The following is a 20,159-nucleotide window of genomic DNA, read 5'->3' on the forward strand; positions in this document are numbered from 1 at the left end:
CGCCCGCTATAATCGCGACTGCCCAGCCAGAACGAGCCCCGCATGACCTTCCATCCCGAAATGAGCCACGAGGAAATCGCCCGCGCCAAGCTGGAGGTGCTGCGGCGCGAACATCGCGACCTTGACGAGGCGATCGCCGCATTGGCGGGGCAGGTTGGGGCATCGTCGCTGACCCTGCAGCGGCTGAAACGGCAGAAGCTGGCGCTGAAGGACCGCATTGCGCGGCTGGAAGACGAACTGACCCCCGATATCATCGCCTGAGCGCAGTTAAACAGCCGGGATTTGTTGCGTCCCGCGACGGGCTGAATATAGTGCGCACTTCCTTCAATCGGGGGCGATATGGATCTGAGCGATCAAGCAGGCGTGCCGGTCGGCATCATCATGGGCAGCCAGTCGGACTGGCCGACCATGCGCGAGGCAGCGGCGATACTGGACGAGCTGGGTGTGGGTTACGAGACGAAGATCGTCAGCGCCCACCGCACCCCCGACCGGCTTTGGACCTATGGTAAGGCGGCGGCGGATCGCGGGCTGAAGGTCATTATCGCCGGGGCCGGCGGGGCGGCGCATCTGCCGGGCATGATGGCGTCGAAGACCCGCGTGCCGGTGGTGGGTGTGCCGGTGCAGACCAAGGCGCTGTCCGGGGTCGATTCGCTTTACTCCATTCTTCAGATGCCCAAGGGTTTCCCGGTGGCGACCATGGCCATCGGCGCTGCGGGCGCGGCCAATGCCGGGCTGATGGCTGCGGCGATTCTGGCTGTGTCGGACCCGGCGCTTGCGGCGCGGCTGGACGCCTGGCGCGCGGCGCTGTCGGCCTCGATCCCCGAGGAGCCGTCCGATGACTGAGGCCTTGCCGCAAGGTGCCGTGATCGGGATCCTCGGCGGGGGTCAACTGGGGCGGATGCTGTCGGTGGCGGCCTCGCGGCTGGGATACCGGACCCATATCTATGAACCGGGCACGGTGCCTGCGGGCGATGTGGCGCATCGGGTGACGACGGCCAGCTATGACGATGCCGCCGCGCTGCGCGCCTTCGCCGAATCTGTCGATGTCATCACCTATGAGTTCGAGAATGTGCCGGCGGAATCGCTGGATCTGCTGGAATCCATCCGTCCGATCCGGCCGAACCGGCGCGCTTTGGCCGTGTCGCAGGACCGGCTGACGGAAAAGGAATTTCTGCGCGACCTCGGCCTGAAAACCGCGCCTTTCGCCAATGTCGAAACCGAGGCTGATCTTGCGGATGCGCTGCAACAGATTGGCGCGCCTTCGATCCTGAAGACGCGGCGCATGGGCTATGACGGCAAGGGTCAGATCCGGTTTTCGGACCCGGCGCAACGGGATTGGACCGGCGCGCCTTCGGTTCTGGAGGGCTTCGTCAGTTTCTCGGGCGAGATCAGCGTCATCGTGGCGCGCGGCGCGGATGGCGCGGTGGCGGCCTATGATCCCGGCCTGAACGTGCACGAGGGCGGCATTTTGCGCACCACCACCGTGCCCAGCGGCGTGCCGCAGCGGCTGGTGACGGATGGTGTGTTGCTGGCGGCCCAGATAGCAGGCGCGCTGGATTACGTCGGCGTCATGGGGGTCGAGCTGTTCGTCACGCCCGAGGGACTGGTGGTGAACGAGATCGCGCCGCGGGTCCATAACTCGGGCCACTGGACGCAGGCGGGCTGTGCTGTCGATCAGTTCGAACAGCATATCCGCGCCGTGGCCGGGCTGCCTTTGGGTGACGGCAAGCGCTATGCCGACGTGGTGATGGAAAACCTGATCGGCGATGACATGGACCGGCTGCCGGAACTGCTGGCCGCGCCCAATACGCAGGTGCATCTTTACGGCAAGGCCGAGGCGCGGGCGGGCCGCAAGATGGGCCATGTCAACCGGATCATCCGGTGAGGATGGCCCGGCCCCGGCTGGCGGTGCGCGCGGCGATTTTGCAGGGCGACCGGCTGCTGATGGTCAATGCCTATCCGCCGGATTATGGTTCCGAAATGTGGTGCCTGCCCGGCGGTGGGGCCGAACCGGGCCAGTCGCTGCCGGAAAACCTTCAACGCGAGGTGATGGAGGAAACCGGCCTGCAGATCAGTGTCGGCGCGATCATCCTCGTCAACGAATTTCAGGATTCGGTGAAGGGCTTTCATCAGGTCGATCTGATCCACCGGGCGACGCTGATCGATGATGCCGACATCGTTCTGGAAGATCCCGAAGGCGTGGTGAACCGCGCCCGTTGGGTCACCAGGGCCGAGCTGGCCAAGCTGCATCACCGTCCGCGCATGCTGGCCCGCGCGGTCTGGGGGCAACATGCGGCGTGGTATGACCCGATGGAAGAAATCGTCTGGTAACGGTGGCTGCGCACCGTCTGCCGCTGACGCTGTCAGCCCGGCGGCAGCGTTTCCGCCAGATAGCGCATCATGTTACCGCCCATGACCTTGGCGATCTGGTCCTCACTAAGCCCTTCATCCATCAGCGCCTGTGTCAGCGCCGCCAGCCCCGCCGTGTCGAAGGGCGCATCGACCGAGCCGTCATAATCCGAGCCGAGTGAGACGTGATCCTCGCCCACCAGCGCGATGGCCGCGCGGATGGATTTGGCGATATCGGCGGGGGTGCTGCCGCAATTCACATCGGTCCAATAGCCGATCCCGATCACACCGCCCTTGGCGGCGACGTCGCGGACCAGATCGTCGGCCAGATTGCGCTTGGTGCCGCAATTGCCGTGAATGCCGGTATGCGAGATGATCGGCCGGGTGCCCTGCGTCGCCAGCACGTCGCGAACCATCTGCGGGCTGGCATGGGCGAGGTCGATGATCATGCCGCGCTGGCTCAGCCCCGCGATCACCTGATGGCCGAAATCCGACAGCCCGTCACCGCTTTCGCCATGCAGCGAGCCGCCGAGCTCATTGTCGAAGAAATGCGTCAGCCCCACCACCCGGAACCCCGCGTCATACAGGGTTTGCAGATTGGCGGTATCGCCTTCCAGCGGGTGCGCGCCCTCGGTACCCAGGATCGCGCCCACGGTCTTCGCACCGCCCGCGCGGGCATCCAGCAGCGCTTGCAGGTCGGTGCGGGTCAGGATCAGGCGCAGGTTTTCCGGGTCGCGTTCGGCCATGGCGCGCAGGCGCGCGGCCTGATCCAGTGCGCGTTCCTTCAGGCTGGACCAGGTGCGGATCGGGCGCAACTGGCCCATCACCAGCTTGGTGATATTGTCCGGTGCCTCGGCACTGTTCTGGCCATAATTCAGCCCCGAAGGGCTTTTCGTCACCGTGGTGAAGACCTGCACGGCGACGTTGCCGTCCTGCAGGCGCGGAACATCGGTATGGCCGCGATCCACCCGTTTCAGCAGGTCGCGGTCCCACAGCAGGGCGTCAGAATGCCAGTCGCCGATGGTCAGCCGGTCATGCAGGGCCTGCGCCTGTTCGCTGACGGGCCAGCCGTCCTCGGGCGTGGTCAGCGGGTTCAGCCCGCGTTCCACATAGCCAGGCGCGAAGGTGAAGAAAGCGGCAGCCGCAAGCGCGATCAGGCCGAGCAGGACGAGGAGGATCTTGCGGAGCATATGGGGTCCTTCGGCACTGGCAGGTCTGCCCAGAGGATATGCTGGGGTCCGCGCGATCCGCCAGCATATATCTCGCCCATGTCGCGAAAGCCGGCCTTGCGGTAAATGGCATAGGCACCGGGATTCAGCAGGTTGACCGTCAGCACCAGACGACGCTTGTCGGGATAAAGCCCGGCGGCATAGTCGGGCAGCGCCGCCATTGCGCGGGTGCCGAGGCCGCGCCCCTGTTGCAGGTGGTCGATCAGCACGCCGCGAATGCCAAGGTCGGTGTCTTCTGCAAAATCGTGACGTTCGGGATAGCGGGGGTCCAGCTTGAACATGCCGACCAGCCGGCCTTCGGCGTGAATGGCGTGAAAGCTGAGTTCGGGCGTGTCGTCGAGGATCATCCGCGCGCCATCATTGGCATATTGGCCGGGATGCTGACGCAGCTGCGCCAACTCGGTCAGACGCTCGGGCGGCATCGGGGACAGCACGATCATGCGCGGTTGCCTGTGCCGGCTTGAAGGGGGCCGTTGGCCTTTGGGCCGGACATGTAGAACCTCATCTTTGCCGGGTGGGCAGCGGTGTGGTCTGCGCCGATGGCGGCGCAGACCGATAGGGCGGATCAGGCCTCCATCGCCTCCAATTCGTCGATGAAGCCTTCGATCATGGACAGGCCCTTGTCCCAGAAAGCCGGGTCAGAGGCGTCCAGCCCGAAGGGGGCCAGCAATTCCTTGTGATGCTTGGACCCGCCAGCGGCCAGCATGTCGAAATACTTGTCCTGGAACCCCTCGGGCGCGGCCTCGTATGCGGCATAAAGCGCGTTCACCAGCCCGTCGCCGAAGGCATAGGCATAGACGTAGAAGGGCGAGTGCACGAAATGGGGAACATAGGACCAGAAGGTTTCATAGCCGGGCATGAATTCGAAGACCGGGCCAAGGCTTTCCTGCGCCACCGCCATCCAGATCGCGTTGATGTCGTCGGGCGTCAACTCGCCTTCGGCGCGGGCGGCATGCAGCCGGACCTCGAAATCATAGAAGCTGATCTGGCGGATCACGGTGTTGATCATGTCCTCGACCTTGCCGGCCAGCAGCGCCTTTTTCTGCGCCGGATCGGTGGTTTCGGCCAGAAGCTTGCGGAAGGTCAGCATCTCGCCGAAGACGCTGGCCGTTTCCGCCAGCGTCAGGGGCGTCGAGGCCAGCAATTCGCCCTGACCTGCCGCCAGCCGCTGGTGGACACCGTGGCCCAGCTCATGCGCCAGCGTCATCACGTCGCGCGGCTTGCCCAGATAGTTCAGCATCACGTAAGGATGCGCGGTGGTCACGGTCGGGTGGGCGAAGGCGCCGGGGGCCTTGCCGGGTTTGACCGCCGCGTCGATCCAGCCGTCGGTGAAGAAGGGCTGCGCCAGTTCCGCGAGTTTCGGCGAGAAGCCCGCATAGGCGTCCAGCACCGTCGCCTGCGCCTCGTCCCAGCCGACGGTCTTCGGCGTTTCGGTTGGCAGGGGCGCGTTGCGGTCCCAGACCTGCAGCTTGTCCAGACCCAGCCACTTGGCTTTCAGCGCGTAATAGCGGTGCGAGATGCGCGGATAAGCCGCCGTCACGGCATTGCGCAGCGCCTCGACCACTTCGGGCTCGACATGGTTGGACAGGTGCCGGCCATGCTGGGGCGAGGGCATCTTGCGCCACTTGTCCTCGACCGCCTTTTCCTTGGCGAGCGTATTATGAACGCGTGAGAACAGTTTGATGTTACGCCCGAAAACGACCGCGAGCGCGCGGGCCGCAGCCTCGCGCTTGGCGCGGTCATGGTCGGTCAGCAAGGTCAGCGTGGCCTCCAGCCCAAGCGTTTCGCCATCCACATCGAATTCCAGCCCGGCCATGGTTTCATCAAACAGCCGGTTCCAGGCCGCGGCCCCCACGACCGAATTGTCATGCAGGAATTTTTCCAACTCGTCCGACAGTTGATAGGGGCGCATGGCGCGCATCCGGTCGAAGACGGGTTTGTAACGCGCCGGACCATCGGCGGCGGTGAAGACCGCCTGATAGGTTTCCTCGGGGATACGGTTGAATTCCAGGCTGAAGAAGACCAGCGGCGTGGTCATGTCGGTGATCTGCGCCTGCAGGTCCGACAGCAGCTTGGCGCGGCCGGCATCGGTGGTGTTCTGGTAATAGCGCAGGCCGGCATAGGACATGATGCGCCCGCCGAGGATGTCGATGTCTTCATAGCGCAGGACAGCCTGCAACATCTCTGGCGCGTTCAGATCGGCCAGCTTACCTTCATAATCGGCGGCGAAGCTGGCGGCTTTTTCCTCCAGCGCGGCCAGATCGGCCTTCAGTTCGGGGGCGTCGGGGCTGGGATAAAGGTCGGTCAGATCCCAGTCGGGCAGGGTGCCGAATTCGGTCTGCGTGCCAGTCAGGGTCGTATCGCGGAGGAGTTCGCGGTCAAAGCGCATCGGGGCTTCCTTTCTGTTGCCCCAAGATGTGCAGGCTGCGGGCGGCGGGTTCAACCCCCGCCACCGGCTGCCGGTTCAGCGGACGCCCAGCAAACCAAGGAAGGCTGCGAAGAATTGTTCCTGCAGCTCTGGCGTTTCGAACATCACCTCGTGATGTGCGCCGTCAAGTTCCAGCAGGCGTCCGGCGGGCCAGGCGGCGGCGCGGGCGCGAATTGCGGGGCCGGACACGATCAGTTCACGAGAACCGAGCGAAACCAGCATGGGCACGTCGGGCGAAGGCTCTGCCGCCAGCCTGCGGCATTCGCCAAGTGCGTTGCCGACCCAGGAATAGGTGGCCCCGCCAAGCGTCAGATCGGGCCAGGTGGCGGCCTCGCGGACCATGCGGGCCCAGGATTCGGCGTCGCTGGTCAGAAGGTTGTTGCGAAAGGGCTCGTCCATAACATAGGTGCCGTCGCCGCCGGTTCCGAAGGCCGCTGCGCCGCCGCGTCCCAACCGGCCCGCAACGCCTGCCAAAGCAAGCGCCACCGCCTGCGGCATGGGGGCATGGTTGATCCCCCACATCGGCGCCGAGAAGGTCGCCGTATCGACCGGCAACCCGTTATGCAGCGCAGCAAGCCCGATCGTGCCGCCCATCGAATGCGCCAGCAGATGCCACGGCTCGGTCAGCTCCAGTGTCGCTGCGGCCTCTACCATGGCGACCACGTCCAGCTGGTACTGGGCGAAATCGGCGATATGGCCGGGGCGAGGGTTTTCCTGCAGCCGGTCCGCCAGCCCCTGTCCGCGCCAGTCGATTGCCAGCACGTTAAAGCCTGCGGCCGTCAGCAGCGCGCCGACAGGGGCATATTTCTCGACATATTCGGTGCGTCCCGGAAACAGCAGGATCGTACCCGCCGCGTCATTTGCGCGCCAAAGCGCGACGCGCAGGCGCACGTCATCGTCGCTGCGCAGCCAATAGGCTTCGGCTGGCACTTCGGAGGTGCCGGGGAACTGGTGAAAGGGTGCGGGTGACAGGCTCATGGCGGGCAGTCGTAGCAGAAAACCCGCCAGGGGAAAGCGTGATTTGCGCGGGTAAAGAACGGGGTTGGCGGTCCGGCACGCGCGGCCAAAGGACGCGCGCGCCCCACGAGGAGGATCAGGACAGTGCCGAGCCCAGTTTCATCGCCAGCCCGATATTGCCGTCGATGGCCAGCTTGCCGGTCATATAGGCCATGGTCGGGTTGACCGAACCGTCCAGCAGACCTTCGAAGGTCTCGCGATTGGCGGTCAGGGTGACATCGGCATCATCATCGCCCGCGCGCGCACCGCCGGCATCGACGATGATCGCGCCCTCGTCCTCGATCACGAATTTCGCGGTGCCATCGGCGAAGCCGGCCAGCTTTTCGTTCAGTGCCACGACAGCGGCGTCGATAACGTTGCTCATCAAATTCTCCTCGGTGTTGACTGGCAAGCGGCCAGCTAGTCGGGTTACATTGCCTATATGATCAGGCACGCGTTTCTTTTCCATCATGCCGTGGCGGCATTTTCCATCGCATTTTTCGCGTTTCCTGCCTTTGCGGGCAAGGCGGATCCCGCGCTGTTCGACGCATTGGCCCAGACCGAAGGCGATGCCTGGATGGAGGCCGAGACACAGATCCTGACCGCATGGGAAGACACCGGGTCGCAGGCGCTGAACATGATCCAGCTGCGCGGCGAATCGGCCCTGGACGAGGGCGACTATCTGTCGGCCATCGGCCACCTGACGGCACTGGTCGATCACGCGCCGGATCACGCCACCGGTTACCAGTTGCGCGGCATGGCCTATTGGCTGAACGGCGATTACGGCCCGGCGGCGGTCGATCTGGCCCGCGCGCTGGAGCTGGAGCCGAAGCATTATCTGGCCCTGACCCAGCTTGGCACCATGCTGGAAGAGCTGAACGATACCCCCCGCGCGATAGAGGCGCTGAGCCGCAGCCTGGAAATCAATCCCCATCAACAGGACGCAATCGACGCCAAGGCACGTCTTGAAGCGATCGACACCGGCACCAACATCTGACGCCGGATCATAAGGGGCAGCCATGTCACGCATTACGGCCGTGCTGGGCCCGACCAATACCGGCAAGACACATTACGCCATCGAACGCATGCTGGCTTATCGCACCGGAGTCATCGGCCTGCCGCTGCGCTTGCTTGCGCGCGAGGTTTACGACCGCATCGTGAAGGCGCGCGGTCCCGGCGCGGTGGCGCTGGTGACGGGCGAGGAGCGTATCGTGCCGCCTCGCGCCCAATATTGGGTTGCCACGACCGAGGCGATGCCGGAAATCGGTGCCGAATTTGTCGCCATCGACGAAATCCAGCTTTGCGCCGATCCGCAGCGCGGCCATGTGTTTACCGAGCGCCTGCTGAATGCCCGCGGCAGTCATGAAACGCTTCTGCTGGGGTCCGACACCATGCGCCCGGCCATCGCCGCACTGGTGCCGGAAGCGCAATTCATGCGGCGCGAACGGTTTTCCACGCTCAGCTGGGCCGGGTCAAAGAAGATCAGCCGGATGCCGCCGCGCTCGGCCATTGTCGGCTTCTCGGTCGATGACGTTTACGCCATTGCCGAGCTTCTGCGCCGCCAGAAGGGCGGGGCTGCGGTGGTCATGGGCGCGCTGAGCCCCCGCACCCGCAACGCCCAGGTCGAGATGTACCAGTCGGGCGAGGTCGACCATCTGGTCGCCACCGATGCCATCGGCATGGGGCTGAACCTCGATATCAAGCATGTCGCCTTTTCTTCGACCGAGAAATTCGACGGCCGTCGGATGCGCCCGCTGTTCCCGCATGAAATGGGCCAGATCGCCGGCCGCGCCGGGCGCCACACCGAACCCGGTACTTTCGGCGTTACGGGTGAGGCATCGCCGCTGGACGATGGCCTGATCGCCGCCATCGAAAACCACCGTTTCGCGCCGATCAGCCGGCTGGTCTGGCGCAATTCTCGGCTGGAATTCGGCACCATGGACCGGCTGATTGCCAGCCTGGAAGCGCCGTCCGACAGCGAATGGCTGATGCGCGGGCGCGAGGCGGACGATCTGGTCGCGCTTAAAACCCTGCGCGAAATGCCCGAAATCCGCGACCGCGTGACCACGCCCGCCGATGTGCGGCTGCTGTGGGATGTGTGCCGAATCCCCGATTTCCGCAGTATTTCACCCGCTGAACATACCAGTCTGCTGCTACGCATCTTCACCTTCCTGCAGGAAGGCGGCATCCCCAATGACTGGCTGCAACGCGCCATCGAACGGATCGACCGAACCCAGGGCGACATTGACGCGTTGTCAAAGCGGCTGGCCTTCATCCGCACATGGACCTATGTCGCTCAGCGCTCTGGCTGGGTTAATGACGAAACATATTGGCGCGAGGCGACGCGCACGGTAGAAGACCGCCTGTCAGACGCGCTGCACGCGGCGCTCACGCAACGATTTGTGGACCGGCGCACGTCAGTGTTGATGCGCCGGCTCAAGCAGAAGGAGACCCTCGTGGCCGAGGTGAACGACAAGGGTGAAGTCAGCGTCGAGGGCGAATTCGCCGGGCGGCTGGAAGGATTCCGCTTCCGGGCCGATACGACCCAGAATCCCGACGAGGCGCGGATGCTGAACCGCGCCGCCTATGAGGCGCTGCGCCCTGAATTCCATCTGCGCGCGGATCGTTTCTATAACGCGCCCGATACCGAACTGGATTTCACCGAACAGGGCGGCCTGATGTGGGGCAATGCCGCGGTCGGCAAGCTGGTCAAGGGCAGCGATCCGATGAAGCCGGGCATCGAGGCCTTCGTTGACGAAGAAGCCGGCAGCGACATCGCCGAAAAGGTGAAGCGCCGCCTGCAGCATTTCATCGACCGCAAGACCGCAACCCTGTTCGAACCGTTGCTGGCCATGTCCCGCGACGAGGCGCTGACCGGGCTGGCCCGCGGCTTCGCCTTCCGGTTGGTCGAAAATCTGGGCATAATCCGCCGCGAGGAAGTCGCGGCCGAGGTCAAGGATCTGGATCAGGACGCGCGCGGCCTGCTGCGCAAGCATGGCGTGCGCTTTGGCCAGTTCACCATCTTCATGCCCGCCGTGCTGAAACCCGCGCCGACCCGGCTGCGGCTGGTGCTGTCGGGCCTGTGGGACGGTCTGGACGAATTCCCCGAAAGCCCGCCGCCCGGTCTGGTGACGATCCCGAACCTGCCCGATGTGCCGGTCCGCACCTATACTTTGTCGGGTTACCGCCCGGCCGGCGACCGCGCCATCCGCATCGACATGCTGGAACGCCTGGCCGACATGCTGCGCACTCAGGACACCCGCGCCGGTTTCGAGGCGAATGCAGACATGCTGTCGATTACCGGCATGACGCTTGAACAGTTCGCGAACCTGATGGAAGGCCTCGGCTATGCCGCCGAGAAGGGTGAGCGGGTGAAAACCCGCGCCGAAGCCGCCCCTGTTGCCGCGCCCGAGACCCCTGCCGAGGTCGATCACGAGCATCCCCTGACCGAGGAAGAATCGGTTCTCGCCGCCGAGACCCGCGCCAAATGGGAAGCCGAACAGGCCGAGAAGAAAAAGGCCGAGGCTCAGGCTGACACTGCGGGCGAGGCCGCTGACGCGACCGAGGCCGGGGCTGAAAGCACCGAAGCCGCGCCCGAGATGGAGGTTTTCTATACCTTCCGCTGGGCCCCACGTCCGCGCAATCCGCGCCCGCAGGGCGACCGCCGTCCGCGTCAGGACCGTGGCAACCTACAAGCGCGCGGCCCGCGTGCCGACGGTGAAGGGCAGGGCGAGGGCGCACGTCAGGGCAAGAAGCCTCGGGGTGATTTCAAGGGCAAGCCCAAGGGCGGCAAGCCGCGCGGCAAGGATGACCGGAACGACCGGCCCAAGAATTTCAGCTCTCGCCCGCCGCGCGCCGAAAAGCCGATCGACCCGGACAACCCCTTCGCGGCGGCGCTCGCTGGGCTGATCAAGAAGGATTAAGCGGATGCGCTGGCTGAGCCCCGAAGATCTGTCGCAGATTTACGGGGCCCCGGCGCCCGCCGCCACCCGCAAGGTCGCGGACCACCTGACCGACGCATACCGCGCCCATATCCAACGGGCGCGGTTTTGCATTCTGGCCACTGTCGGCCCCGAAGGGACCGATGCCAGCCCGCGTGGCGATGATGGCCCGGTGGTGCGCGAGTTGGACCCGCAGACGCTGGCGCTACCGGATTGGCGCGGCAATGATCGCATTGACAGCCTGGCGAATATCGCCCGTGATGACCGCACCAGCCTGATGTTCCTTGTGCGCGGCTCCGCCAACGTGATCCGCATCAACGGCCGCGCCCGCATCACTGACGACCCCGGCCTGCGCGCCAGCTTCGCACATGAGGGCAAGGAACCCCGCACCGTGATCGTCCTGCGGATTGCCGAGGTCTATTTCCAATGCGCCCGTGCCGTGATCCGCGCAGGCCTTTGGACGGGCGAGGATGACAGCGCCGGCCTGCCCACCCCCGGCCAGATCCTGGCTGACCTGACTGCGGGGCAGGTTGGCGGCGAAAGCTATGATATCGAATGGCCCGAACGGGCCGCGCGGACCATGTGGTAACGCTCTTTCATTCTGGCACAAATATCCCGGGGTCTGGGGCAGCGCCCCAGTCGGGCCGGAGCAAATAAAAAGGGCCGCCCCGAAGGACGGCCCCTGAAAATCCGATCCGAAAGGATCAGTTCTTCGCGTAGTATTCGACGACCAGGTTCGGCTCCATCACGACGGCATAGGGCACGTCGCCAAGCGCCGGGGTGCGCACGAAGGTCGCGGTCAGTTTGTTGGTGTCGACTTCCAGATAGTCCGGAACGTCGCGTTCAGCCAGTTGCACGGCTTCCAGCACGATCGCCAGCTGCTTCGAGCGGTCGCGGACAGCGATCACGTCGCCTTCCTTGACGCGATACGAGGCGATGTTCACGCGCTTGCCGTTCACGGTCACGTGGCCGTGGTTCACGAACTGGCGGGCGGCGAAGATGGTCGGCACGAATTTCGCGCGGTAGACGACGGCGTCCAGGCGACGCTCCAGCAGACCGATCAGGTTTTCACCGGTATCGCCCTTGACGCGCTCGGCCTCGGTGTAGATGCGGCGGAACTGCTTTTCGGTCAGGTCGCCATAGTAGCCCTTCAGCTTCTGCTTGGCGCGCAGCTGGGTCCCGAAGTCCGACAGCTTGTTCTTGCGGCGCTGACCGTGCTGGCCGGGGCCATATTCGCGGCGGTTGACCGGCGATTTGGCGCGGCCCCAGATGTTTTCGCCCATACGGCGGTCGATTTTATACTTGGCAGACGTGCGTTTGGTCACGGCTGATCTCCTTTTGTGTGTTTCAAAAGGGCGTTGTCCTTTGGGATTTCCCCCGACAGGCTTCCCCTTGCGGGGTCCACCAACACCAATGAAGCGGCGCTTATAGCCGGGCTGGGGGCAGAGTCAACAGGTCTTGCCGCAATGCGGAAAGACCGGCAGAAAGGCAGGCATGAAACAGATCATATGCATCAAATGGGGCGCGAAATACGGCCCCGAATACGTGAACCGCTTCTATAACATGGTGGCGCGCAATATCACGCCGCCCTTCCGGGTGATCTGCTTCACCGACCAGACCGAGGGCATGGATCCCCGGATCGAGACCCGGCCCCTGCCGGAACCCGATTTCGTCATGCCGAAGAACACGCCCGGCAAATGGCCGAAATCGCAGCTTTGGGGCGATCTGGGCGACATTACCGGCACGGTGCTGTTCATGGATCTGGACGTCATCATCACTGGCAACATCGACGCGTTTTTCGACTATGGCGATCCGTCGGACACGATTACGGCGAAAAACCCGAATACGCCGTTCGAACGTATGGCCCAGACCTCAATCTATCGGATGCAGGTGGGCAAGCTGAAGCCGATGCAGGAACAATTCCGCGCCGATCCTCAGGCGATGGCGGACAAGTATCGCTATGAACAGCGCTTCGTCACCCATAACGCACCGGGTGGGGTCAAGTTCTGGCCGCGCGGCTGGGTCAGCCATTTCCGGCTGAACTGCATCCCGCCCTTTCCGCTGAATTACGTGATCCCGCCGCGCATCCCCAAGGGGACCAAGGTGGTGATCTTCGCCGGGCACCTGAACCCCGACGATGCGGTGCTGGGCCAATGGTCAAAGCACGATCCCGTCCGCACCCCCGGCGACCACCTGAAGGCCACCTTTGACGGTCGCCGCCGCGAAAGCCTGTCGAAGCATCTGCGGCATTTCTATCTGCCTGCTTCGTGGATCGCAGAAAAATGGCGCTGAATCAGGGGTTCAGAAGCGTATATTCATCCGGGAAGCGGGCAAGGTAATCCAGCATCGGCCCCGCCGCCATCCATTGTTTTGCGAGGGTCTTGCGCAGATCTCCTCGGGTCGGCCAGTGGCGGCGGTCCAGCCCGCTGCCCCTTTGCGCATCTGGGAAATGCTTGGGCAGGATGCGGGAAAAGTCTTCGCGCAGCCGCATCGGCACGCGGCCATCGGCGCTGTCGAGCCAAGGCTTATGCGGGCCGATGAAGTGGATGATGCAGGGATCCGCCATCGACATCAGATGCGAGGATGACCAGGTGAACTGCCAGTTCCACAGAGGGCTGATCTCGGCCCAGTCGCCGTAGAGCATGCCGTTCATCAGCGCCTGATCGCGCCCGAGGCCCGCCAGATGATCGCGGGCGAAGCTTTCCGCCTTGGCGGACCAGCCTGCCTCGGCCCATCTTTCCGTATCGACCATGACCACGCCGGCGTTGAAATAAGGCGCGGCGGGGCGGCGCAGCGTCTTGAACTCGCGCACCAGTTTTTTCGGGTTACGCCATTGCCGGTTATCGCGCACCGCTGCAACCGCATGGCCCAGCATATCGGTCCGCAGAAGCCGCCCCGGATCGCCGCGTTCGAAGATAACATCGCTGTCCAGCACCAGAATGCGGCGATAGATGCCGCGCAGGGCGCGGGCAAGGAACAGCTCCATATAGGTGGCGATGGAGCGGCGGGCATCGGTCGGCAGCGCGTCCAGAATATCGGTGTCGACCGCCGCCACATGGGCGATGCCGGCGTCGCGCAGGATGGCGGGCAGCTCCAGCGGCTCTGGTCCACCGATCAGCACGTCATACTCGCCGCGCCCGGCCAGTTGCAGCGCCGGAATGGCGGCGTAGGGCAGGTAGTTGGCATCGCAGGCGACGATCACCGCCACATCGTGTCGCGGCGTGAAGCCGGGCGTGAAGATCGGGTCTGCGCTCATCAGGGCCTGCATGTTCGGCGGGGTGCTGGCAGCGTTTCTGTCACAGCGCGCCCGCGTGCTCAAGCCGGGCAACATTTCCTTGCGGGGCGGCGGGGCATGGGCTAACCCGATGCGAAATCTGCAATTGAAGGCATTCCCATGCGTCTGTCGCGCTATTTTCTGCCCGTCCTGAAGGAAACCCCGTCCGAGGCCCAGATCGCCAGCCACCGGCTGATGCTGCGCGCCGGCATGATCAAGCAGCAATCGGCAGGGATCTATTCCTGGCTGCCGCTTGGCTTCAAGGTGCTGTCCCGGATCGAGCAGATCGTGAACGAGGAACAGCAGCGCGCGGGCCATATCCCGCTGCTGATGCCGACGCTGCAATCGGCGGATCTGTGGCGCGAAAGCGGCCGCTATGACGCCTACGGTGACGAGCTGCTGCGCGTCACCGACCGCCACAAGCGCGACATGCTGTATGGCCCCACGAACGAGGAGATGATCACCGACATCTTCCGCAGCAATGTGAACAGCTACAAGGACCTGCCGCTGACGCTGTATCACATCCAGTGGAAATTCCGCGACGAGATCCGCCCGCGCTTCGGCGTCATGCGCGGGCGCGAATTCCTGATGAAGGACGGCTATAATTTCGACCTGACCAAGGACGCGGCACTTCACGCCTATAACCGGCATCTGGTCAGCTATCTGCGCACCTATGAACGTATGGGCCTGCAGGCGATCCCGATGCGCGCCGATTCCGGCCCGATCGGCGGCGACGATACGCACGAATTCCTGGTGCTGGCCGATACCGGCGAATCGGAAGTCTTCTATGACAGCGAGATCACCGATCTGCGCTTCGGCAACCGCCACATCGACTATGACAGCGTCGAGGAATGCCAGGCAGTGCTGGACGAGTTCACCAGCCGCTATGCCCGCACCGACGAAACCCATGATGAGGCGGCTTTCGCGCAGATCCCCGAAGAACGCCGCCGCACCGCACGCGGCATCGAGGTCGGCCAGATCTTCTATTTCGGCACCAAATATTCCGAACCGATGGGCGCCACCGTCGTCGGCCCCGACGGGCAGCGCACGCCCGTCCATATGGGCAGCCACGGCATCGGCGTCAGCCGCCTTGTCGGCGCCATCATCGAAGCGAACCACGACGACAAGGGCATCATCTGGCCCGAGGGGGTGACCCCCTTCCATGTCGGCATCGTGAACCTGAAACAGGGCGACGCTTCCGTCGATTCCGCCTGCGAGGCGCTGTATCGCGAACTGACGGCGCAGGGCATGGAAGTGCTTTATGACGACCGCGACGAACGCGCGGGCGCGAAATTCGCCACCATGGACCTGATCGGGCTGCCCTGGCGGATCACCGTCGGCCCGCGCGGCTTGCAGGCGAACAAGGTCGAACTGACTTCGCGCCGCAGCGGCGAATCCGAGGAATTGTCGCCCGCCGATGTCGTCCTGCGGCTGGGACAGATCTATCAGCCGGTCTTTGACGCGGCGAAGTGAAGGCCGGGGGCTGCGCGCCCCCGGACCCCGCGGGATATTTTCGCCAGAATGAAAATAGCCCGCAGTTTTGCTGCGGGCTATTTCGTGTTCCGGCGTCGACTGTCAGGCCTGCAGTTGCGATAGAAAGCGGTCGATCTCGGCCTGGTCGCCCTGAAGCGAGGCAAACAGCGTTGCCTGGCTGGCGTGGATCAGCGCGTCGGGCAGGATCTTCAGGTGATTGGCGCGCAGCGTCTCGCCCGAGGAGGTGATGTCGGCAATCGCCTCGGCGGTCAGATTGGCGACGGTGCCCTCGGTCGCGCCCTGGCTGTCGACGAGCTGGTAGTCGGCGATCTCATGTTCGGCAAGGAAAGCCCTGACGAGACGGTGATATTTTGTGGCGACGCGCATCCTGAAGCCGTGATCGGCGCGGAACTGGCGGGCGATGGCCGCGAAATCGTCGAGGTTCTCGCAATCGCGCCAGCAGGCCGGAACGGCGAGGATCAGGTCGGCATGGCCAAAGCCCATCGGCACGAGTTCCCGCACATCCGAACGCCAGCCCGCCAGCTTTTCGCGCACAAGGTCAGAGCCGGTGACGCCAAGATCGATCCGGCCCGCCGCCATTTCGCGCGGAATCTCGCCCGCCGACAGCAGCACCAGCGACAGGTCCGCGCCCTCGACCCGGCCGGCATATTCGCGGTCCGATCCGGCGCGCGACAGTTTGATGCCGCGGGCTTCGAACCAACCAAATGTGTCTTCCATCAGCCGCCCCTTGGACGGCACACCCAGCTTCAGCATGAGGCCTCCAGTTCCGCAACAAGGCCCGGGCGGATGATGCCGCCGACCGCCGGAATCGCGCGGCCGCGACCCAGTTGCGCGGTCAGCGCGTCATAGCGCCCGCCCGAGGCGATGGGCGGCCAGCCGGGATGCTGCGGCGCGGTGAAGGTGAAGGTCATGCCGTCGTAATACTCCATCGTCTCGCGGCCATGGCTGGCGGCAAAGTGGATGGCGGCGGGGTCAACCCCGCGCGCGGCCAGCTGGTCAAGCCGCGCAGCAAGGCGTTCGACGGCCTCGGCGATCTGGGGGATTTCCAGTGCGAGCGCGCGAAGCTGTTCCAGCGCCAAAGGCGCGGGGGCGTCGATGGCGAAAAGCCGCATCAGCCTGTCGCGCCAGATCGCGGGCAGGGGGGCGGCGTCAGGCTCGGCCTCAAGGGTGGCGATGCGGGCTTCCATCTCGCTGCCCGTGCGCAGGCCGGTCCAGGGGGCCGGGCTGGTGGGCAGGTCGCGTGCCTCGACCGGCGCCGAGAAGCGGGCGATCAGGCGGGCGAAACGGATCGGGCGCCAGACATGGTGCAGCAAGGCCGCGCGCCGTGCGTCAGAGACTGGCAGTGCGCGAATAGCGTCCAGCAGGATATCCATGTCACCCATCGCCGCATCGAGGCCGTAAGGTGACAGCAGGCGGTGGAACAGGGCGAAGACCTCTGCATCGGCTTCGGGGTCGCGGGCGAAGACCTCGAACCCCGCTTGCAGATATTCATTGTCGCGCGGGTGTTCTGGTCGCGTGTCGCCGTGGTCCTGTTTGCGGAAGACCTCGCCCAGATAGCAGTAGCGCGCGGGTTCGGCGCCGCCATCCATATGGGCCTGAACGACGGGGACGGTGAAATCGGGGCGCAGCACGACTTCGCCCCGGACCGGGTCGGTGGCCAGATAGGCGCGGGCGCGGATGTCCTCGCCATACAGGTCCAGCAGGGTTGCGGCGTCCAGCAGGATGTCGGGCGCGACCTCGGCCGCGCCGGCATCGCGGAAGGCGACAAGGAAGCGCTGACCGATTTCCTGCTTGGCGGATTTCGCTACCATCTCGCCAGCATCTCGCGGACGGCCTGGACCAGCCCATCGCGCGGGGCCTCGGTCTGGGCGGGCTGGGATTTCCACTCCTCGTGACTGACTTCGGACGCGAGTTTCGCGCCGAGGATCAGGTCCTTGATCTGGACGACGCCGCGCGCGGCCTCATCCCCGCCCTGGATGATGGCGATGGGAGCGTTGCGTTTATCGGCGTATTTCAACTGGTTGCCGAAGTTCTTGGGGTTGCCCAGATAGACCTCGGCGCGGATGCCGGCGGCGCGCAACTCGGCCGCCATGGCGTGATATTCGGCCATGCGGTCGCGGTCCATGACGGTGACGACGACGGGGCCGCGACTGTCCTGACCGGCCAGCCCCTTGGCGCGCAAGGCGGCCAGCAAGCGGTCGACGCCGATGGAAACGCCGGTGGCGGGGACCTTCTGGCCGGTGAAGCGTTCGACCAGCCCGTCATAGCGCCCGCCGCCCGCGACCGAACCGAATTGCCGTTTGCGGCCCTTCTCGTCCAGGATTTCGAAGGTCAGTTCGGCCTCGAAGACCGGGCCGGTATAGTAACCCAGACCGCGCACGATGGAGGGGTCGATAACGGCCTGATCCTCGCCCACGCCGAGTGCTGCAAGCATGTCCGCGATCTGGCGCAGCTCAGCCACGCCTTCGGCGCCCATGGCCGAAGCACCGACCGCGCGGGTCAGGTTGTCCAGCGTTTCGGTGTTGCTGGTGCCTTTCGAGGTCAGGAAATCCAGCACCGGCTGGGCCTGCGCATCGGTCAGCCCGACGCCGTCGATGAAGGCGCCGCTGTCATCCTTGCGGCCCACGGTCAGCAACTGGCGCACGCCGTCGGCGCCGATCTTGTCGAACTTGTCGATGGTGCGCAGCACGTCGGCGGCGCGGTCATCGCCTTCGACGCCGGTCGCTTCCAGCACGCCGTTCAGCACCTTGCGGTTGTTGATCCGCACCAGATAATCGCCGCGCGCGATGCCCACGCCTTGCAGCGCGGAAACCAACATGGCGCAGATTTCCGCATCCGCCGCCACCGAGGCGCTGCCCACGGTATCCGCATCGCATTGATAAAACTGCCGGAAACGCCCCGGTCCCGGCTTTTCATTGCGCCAGACCGGCCCCATCGCATAGCGCCGGTACGGCGAGGGCAGGTCGTTGCGGAACTGTGCCGCGACACGGGCAAGCGGCGCGGTCAGATCATAGCGCAACGCCATCCAGTCGCCGCGCCCGCCGCCGGGCACGTCCTCTTCCTGCCAGGCGAAGACGCCGGCATTGGGGCGGTCCACATCGGGCAGGAATTTGCCAAGCGCCTCGACCGTTTCGACCGCCGAGGTCTCCAGCGGCTCGAACCCGTGCAGATGATAAATCTCGGCGATACTGTCCAGCATCGCCTTGCGTTCGGTCACATCTGCGCCGAAATAGTCACGGAACCCCTTCGGCGTATCTGCCTTCGGGCGGGGGGATTTCTTTTTGTCCTGCGGCATGGAACCTGTCTCCAGTCTCGGGTGCGGCTTAGCGGAGATGGACGGAATGGACAAGTTGCAGCCTTTGGAAGAAGGCATCGCGCACCTGACGCGCGTGGTCGAGGAACTGTCGGACGTGGTTGCGCGGCAGGAACGCGAAATCGTCCGGCTGAAGTCGCGCGTCGGCATGTTGCTGGAACGCGAGGCCGAACGCGAGGTCGCGGATAGCAGTTCGATCCCGCTGGCCGATCAGAAACCGCCGCATTGGTGAGGGTGGCGAATGGTGCGTGCGAGCACGCACCCTACGTTTTTGGGGTAATGGCCTGCCGATGGGCGCGTGCTCGCACCGCTATCAAATAAAGCCCAGTTCCAGCCGAGCCTCTTCCGACATCATGTCCATGCCCCATTGCGGCTGGAAGGTCATCTCGACATCGACCTCGCGCACGCCGGGGATGGCTTCGACCGCATCGGCGACCCAGCCCGGCATCTCGCCCGCGACGGGGCAGCCCGGCGCGGTCAGCGTCATGATGACCTTGACCACACCCTCGCCCGAGATGTCGATGGTGTAGACCAAGCCGAGATCATAGATATTCACCGGAATCTCGGGATCGAATACGGTCTTGCACGCCTCGACCACCTGATCGTACAGCGGGTGTTCGGTGCTAGAGGGCCGGATCAGCGGCTCGCCTTCCATCAGATCGTCGTTCATGGTCAAAATCCCGTTCTTTGAAGGAATATATATGTCATGAAGGGCGGCGCTTCCAGTCCCGAGGCGAAACGTAAAGGAATGCTCATGTCCGTGACCATCTATCACCTTCCGCGCTGCTCGACTTCGCGCAATGTCCTGAGCGAGATCCGCGACCGCGGGATCGAGCCGGAGGTGGTGGAATATCTGAAGACTCCGCCTGATCGCGACAGGCTGCGCTGGCTTGCGCAGGAAACCGGGCTGGGTGTGCGCGGCCTGCTGCGGCAGAAAGGCACGCCCTATGACGAGCTGGGCCTCGGCGATGCCAGCTTGACGGACGATCAGCTACTGGATGCGATCGAGGCCCATCCGGTGCTGCTGAATCGCCCCATCGTGGTGGGGCCGAAAGGTGTCCGGCTGGTGCGGCCGATGGAACTGCTGGACGAGATTCTATAGGTCGGTTCGCGGCTTCTTGCGGTTTCGACTTGC

General features: G+C 64.6%; 22 protein-coding genes. 11 read left to right on the forward strand and 11 right to left on the reverse strand.

Annotation, left to right across the window (positions count from 1 at the left end; genetic code table 11):
• Positions 1-42: 42 nt before the first annotated feature.
• The 4 genes from G7044_RS00845 to G7044_RS00860 all read left to right on the forward strand — a co-directional run bounded on the left by G7044_RS00845 (position 43) and on the right by G7044_RS00860 (position 2,331).
• Entirely contained in the window at positions 43-261 is a 219-nt protein-coding gene (locus G7044_RS00845) for a YdcH family protein (RefSeq protein ID WP_166324553.1), read from the forward strand.
• Between the two features lie 78 nt (positions 262-339).
• A complete protein-coding gene (gene purE, locus G7044_RS00850; RefSeq protein ID WP_166324556.1) occupies positions 340-843 on the forward strand; it encodes a 5-(carboxyamino)imidazole ribonucleotide mutase in 504 nt (167 codons plus the stop codon).
• Positions 836-1,885 carry a 5-(carboxyamino)imidazole ribonucleotide synthase gene (locus G7044_RS00855; RefSeq protein ID WP_166324559.1) on the forward strand — a complete coding sequence of 350 codons (1,050 nt, stop codon included), beginning with the start codon at positions 836-838 and terminating at the stop codon, positions 1,883-1,885. The genes purE and G7044_RS00855 overlap by 8 nt, the downstream gene beginning before the upstream one ends.
• A gap of 2 nt (positions 1,886-1,887) precedes the next feature.
• Positions 1,888-2,331, forward strand: a complete 444-nt coding sequence (locus G7044_RS00860) for an NUDIX domain-containing protein (protein ID WP_166324562.1) — start codon at positions 1,888-1,890, stop codon at positions 2,329-2,331.
• A gap of 32 nt (positions 2,332-2,363) precedes the next feature.
• Here the strand turns inward: G7044_RS00860 and G7044_RS00865 are convergent, their stop codons facing one another.
• From G7044_RS00865 to G7044_RS00885, 5 genes are all read right to left on the reverse strand, one after another.
• Positions 2,364-3,539, reverse strand: a complete 1,176-nt coding sequence (locus G7044_RS00865) for a dipeptidase (RefSeq protein WP_166324565.1) — start codon at positions 3,537-3,539, stop codon at positions 2,364-2,366.
• On the reverse strand, positions 3,503-4,018 hold the full coding sequence (locus G7044_RS00870) for a GNAT family N-acetyltransferase (protein ID WP_166324568.1): 516 nt from the start codon (positions 4,016-4,018) through the stop codon (positions 3,503-3,505). The genes G7044_RS00865 and G7044_RS00870 overlap by 37 nt, the downstream gene beginning before the upstream one ends.
• A 125-nt stretch (positions 4,019-4,143) precedes the next feature.
• Positions 4,144-5,967 (reverse strand): M3 family oligoendopeptidase, encoded by a 1,824-nt coding sequence (locus G7044_RS00875; protein WP_166324571.1) that lies wholly within the window; start codon positions 5,965-5,967, stop codon positions 4,144-4,146.
• A gap of 75 nt (positions 5,968-6,042) precedes the next feature.
• Positions 6,043-6,984, reverse strand: a complete 942-nt coding sequence (locus G7044_RS00880) for an alpha/beta fold hydrolase (RefSeq protein ID WP_166324574.1) — start codon at positions 6,982-6,984, stop codon at positions 6,043-6,045.
• Positions 6,985-7,099: 115 nt separating this feature from the next.
• Complete coding sequence (locus tag G7044_RS00885) at positions 7,100-7,387, reverse strand: SCP2 sterol-binding domain-containing protein (protein ID WP_166324577.1); 288 nt, start codon at positions 7,385-7,387, stop codon at positions 7,100-7,102.
• Positions 7,388-7,477: 90 nt separating this feature from the next.
• Between G7044_RS00885 and G7044_RS00890 the strand changes: the two genes are divergently transcribed.
• From G7044_RS00890 to G7044_RS00900, 3 genes are read left to right on the forward strand one after another with little or no spacing between them, the layout of a single operon-like run.
• Positions 7,478-7,999, forward strand: a complete 522-nt coding sequence (locus G7044_RS00890; protein ID WP_166324580.1) for a tetratricopeptide repeat protein — start codon at positions 7,478-7,480, stop codon at positions 7,997-7,999.
• Positions 8,000-8,021: 22 nt separating this feature from the next.
• Complete coding sequence (locus G7044_RS00895; RefSeq protein ID WP_166324583.1) at positions 8,022-10,925, forward strand: helicase-related protein; 2,904 nt, start codon at positions 8,022-8,024, stop codon at positions 10,923-10,925.
• Between the two features lie 4 nt (positions 10,926-10,929).
• The gene (locus G7044_RS00900; RefSeq protein WP_166324586.1) at positions 10,930-11,532 is read left to right on the forward strand and encodes a pyridoxamine 5'-phosphate oxidase family protein; all 603 of its coding nucleotides are present in this window, start codon (positions 10,930-10,932) and stop codon (positions 11,530-11,532) included.
• A gap of 115 nt (positions 11,533-11,647) precedes the next feature.
• On the opposite strand, the gene rpsD is transcribed toward G7044_RS00900, so the two are convergent.
• Complete coding sequence (gene rpsD / locus G7044_RS00905; RefSeq protein WP_166324589.1) at positions 11,648-12,268, reverse strand: 30S ribosomal protein S4; 621 nt, start codon at positions 12,266-12,268, stop codon at positions 11,648-11,650.
• A gap of 169 nt (positions 12,269-12,437) precedes the next feature.
• Between rpsD and G7044_RS00910 the strand changes: the two genes are divergently transcribed.
• Entirely contained in the window at positions 12,438-13,235 is a 798-nt protein-coding gene (locus G7044_RS00910; protein ID WP_166324592.1) for a glycosyl transferase, read from the forward strand.
• A gap of 1 nt (position 13,236) precedes the next feature.
• On the opposite strand, the gene G7044_RS00915 is transcribed toward G7044_RS00910, so the two are convergent.
• Positions 13,237-14,199 carry a glycosyltransferase family 8 protein gene (locus tag G7044_RS00915; RefSeq protein WP_166324595.1) on the reverse strand — a complete coding sequence of 321 codons (963 nt, stop codon included), beginning with the start codon at positions 14,197-14,199 and terminating at the stop codon, positions 13,237-13,239.
• 138 nt (positions 14,200-14,337) lie between these two features.
• Between G7044_RS00915 and proS the strand changes: the two genes are divergently transcribed.
• Complete coding sequence (gene proS / locus G7044_RS00920) at positions 14,338-15,690, forward strand: proline--tRNA ligase (RefSeq protein WP_166324598.1); 1,353 nt, start codon at positions 14,338-14,340, stop codon at positions 15,688-15,690.
• Positions 15,691-15,792: 102 nt separating this feature from the next.
• Here proS and hisG read toward each other — a convergent pair whose 3' ends face one another.
• Genes hisG through hisS form a run of 3 tightly spaced genes read right to left on the reverse strand, consistent with a single transcriptional unit; the run spans position 15,793 to position 19,006 of the window.
• The gene (hisG, locus tag G7044_RS00925) at positions 15,793-16,464 is read right to left on the reverse strand and encodes an ATP phosphoribosyltransferase (RefSeq protein ID WP_166324601.1); all 672 of its coding nucleotides are present in this window, start codon (positions 16,462-16,464) and stop codon (positions 15,793-15,795) included.
• The gene (locus G7044_RS00930; protein ID WP_166324604.1) at positions 16,458-17,522 is read right to left on the reverse strand and encodes an ATP phosphoribosyltransferase regulatory subunit; all 1,065 of its coding nucleotides are present in this window, start codon (positions 17,520-17,522) and stop codon (positions 16,458-16,460) included. The genes hisG and G7044_RS00930 overlap by 7 nt, the downstream gene beginning before the upstream one ends.
• Positions 17,516-19,006 (reverse strand): histidine--tRNA ligase, encoded by a 1,491-nt coding sequence (gene hisS / locus G7044_RS00935; protein WP_166324607.1) that lies wholly within the window; start codon positions 19,004-19,006, stop codon positions 17,516-17,518. The genes G7044_RS00930 and hisS overlap by 7 nt, the downstream gene beginning before the upstream one ends.
• Before the next feature lie 46 nt (positions 19,007-19,052).
• On the opposite strand from hisS, the gene G7044_RS00940 reads away from it, so the two are divergent.
• Positions 19,053-19,256 carry a SlyX family protein gene (locus tag G7044_RS00940; RefSeq protein WP_166324610.1) on the forward strand — a complete coding sequence of 68 codons (204 nt, stop codon included), beginning with the start codon at positions 19,053-19,055 and terminating at the stop codon, positions 19,254-19,256.
• An 81-nt stretch (positions 19,257-19,337) separates the two neighbouring features.
• Here the strand turns inward: G7044_RS00940 and G7044_RS00945 are convergent, their stop codons facing one another.
• A complete protein-coding gene (locus G7044_RS00945) occupies positions 19,338-19,694 on the reverse strand; it encodes an SUF system Fe-S cluster assembly protein (protein ID WP_166324613.1) in 357 nt (118 codons plus the stop codon).
• A gap of 84 nt (positions 19,695-19,778) precedes the next feature.
• On the opposite strand from G7044_RS00945, the gene arsC reads away from it, so the two are divergent.
• A complete protein-coding gene (gene arsC / locus G7044_RS00950; protein ID WP_166324616.1) occupies positions 19,779-20,126 on the forward strand; it encodes an arsenate reductase (glutaredoxin) in 348 nt (115 codons plus the stop codon).
• Positions 20,127-20,159 lie beyond the last annotated feature (33 nt).

The sequence above is a fragment of the Paracoccus xiamenensis genome, from assembly GCF_011308835.1.
Taxonomy (GTDB): Bacteria; Pseudomonadota; Alphaproteobacteria; order Rhodobacterales; family Rhodobacteraceae; genus Paracoccus; species Paracoccus xiamenensis.

Bases quoted from the DNA above. Each gene is read 5' to 3' on its own strand.
- arsC (WP_166324616.1), top strand. From the start codon at position 19,779: ATGTCCGTGACCATCTATCACCTTCCGCGCTGCTCGACTTCGCGCAAT.
- G7044_RS00865 (WP_166324565.1), bottom strand. From the start codon at position 3,539: ATGCTCCGCAAGATCCTCCTCGTCCTGCTCGGCCTGATCGCGCTTGCG.
- G7044_RS00930 (WP_166324604.1), bottom strand. From the start codon at position 17,522: ATGGTAGCGAAATCCGCCAAGCAGGAAATCGGTCAGCGCTTCCTTGTC.
- G7044_RS00860 (WP_166324562.1), top strand. From the start codon at position 1,888: ATGGCCCGGCCCCGGCTGGCGGTGCGCGCGGCGATTTTGCAGGGCGAC.
- G7044_RS00855 (WP_166324559.1), top strand. From the start codon at position 836: ATGACTGAGGCCTTGCCGCAAGGTGCCGTGATCGGGATCCTCGGCGGG.
- G7044_RS00895 (WP_166324583.1), top strand. From the start codon at position 8,022: ATGTCACGCATTACGGCCGTGCTGGGCCCGACCAATACCGGCAAGACA.
- G7044_RS00880 (WP_166324574.1), bottom strand. From the start codon at position 6,984: ATGAGCCTGTCACCCGCACCCTTTCACCAGTTCCCCGGCACCTCCGAA.
- G7044_RS00945 (WP_166324613.1), bottom strand. From the start codon at position 19,694: ATGAACGACGATCTGATGGAAGGCGAGCCGCTGATCCGGCCCTCTAGC.
- hisS (WP_166324607.1), bottom strand. From the start codon at position 19,006: ATGCCGCAGGACAAAAAGAAATCCCCCCGCCCGAAGGCAGATACGCCG.
- proS (WP_166324598.1), top strand. From the start codon at position 14,338: ATGCGTCTGTCGCGCTATTTTCTGCCCGTCCTGAAGGAAACCCCGTCC.
- G7044_RS00870 (WP_166324568.1), bottom strand. From the start codon at position 4,018: ATGATCGTGCTGTCCCCGATGCCGCCCGAGCGTCTGACCGAGTTGGCG.
- G7044_RS00900 (WP_166324586.1), top strand. From the start codon at position 10,930: ATGCGCTGGCTGAGCCCCGAAGATCTGTCGCAGATTTACGGGGCCCCG.
- hisG (WP_166324601.1), bottom strand. From the start codon at position 16,464: ATGCTGAAGCTGGGTGTGCCGTCCAAGGGGCGGCTGATGGAAGACACA.
- G7044_RS00940 (WP_166324610.1), top strand. From the start codon at position 19,053: ATGGACAAGTTGCAGCCTTTGGAAGAAGGCATCGCGCACCTGACGCGC.
- purE (WP_166324556.1), top strand. From the start codon at position 340: ATGGATCTGAGCGATCAAGCAGGCGTGCCGGTCGGCATCATCATGGGC.
- G7044_RS00915 (WP_166324595.1), bottom strand. From the start codon at position 14,199: ATGAGCGCAGACCCGATCTTCACGCCCGGCTTCACGCCGCGACACGAT.
- G7044_RS00875 (WP_166324571.1), bottom strand. From the start codon at position 5,967: ATGCGCTTTGACCGCGAACTCCTCCGCGATACGACCCTGACTGGCACG.
- G7044_RS00910 (WP_166324592.1), top strand. From the start codon at position 12,438: ATGAAACAGATCATATGCATCAAATGGGGCGCGAAATACGGCCCCGAA.
- G7044_RS00885 (WP_166324577.1), bottom strand. From the start codon at position 7,387: ATGAGCAACGTTATCGACGCCGCTGTCGTGGCACTGAACGAAAAGCTG.
- G7044_RS00845 (WP_166324553.1), top strand. From the start codon at position 43: ATGACCTTCCATCCCGAAATGAGCCACGAGGAAATCGCCCGCGCCAAG.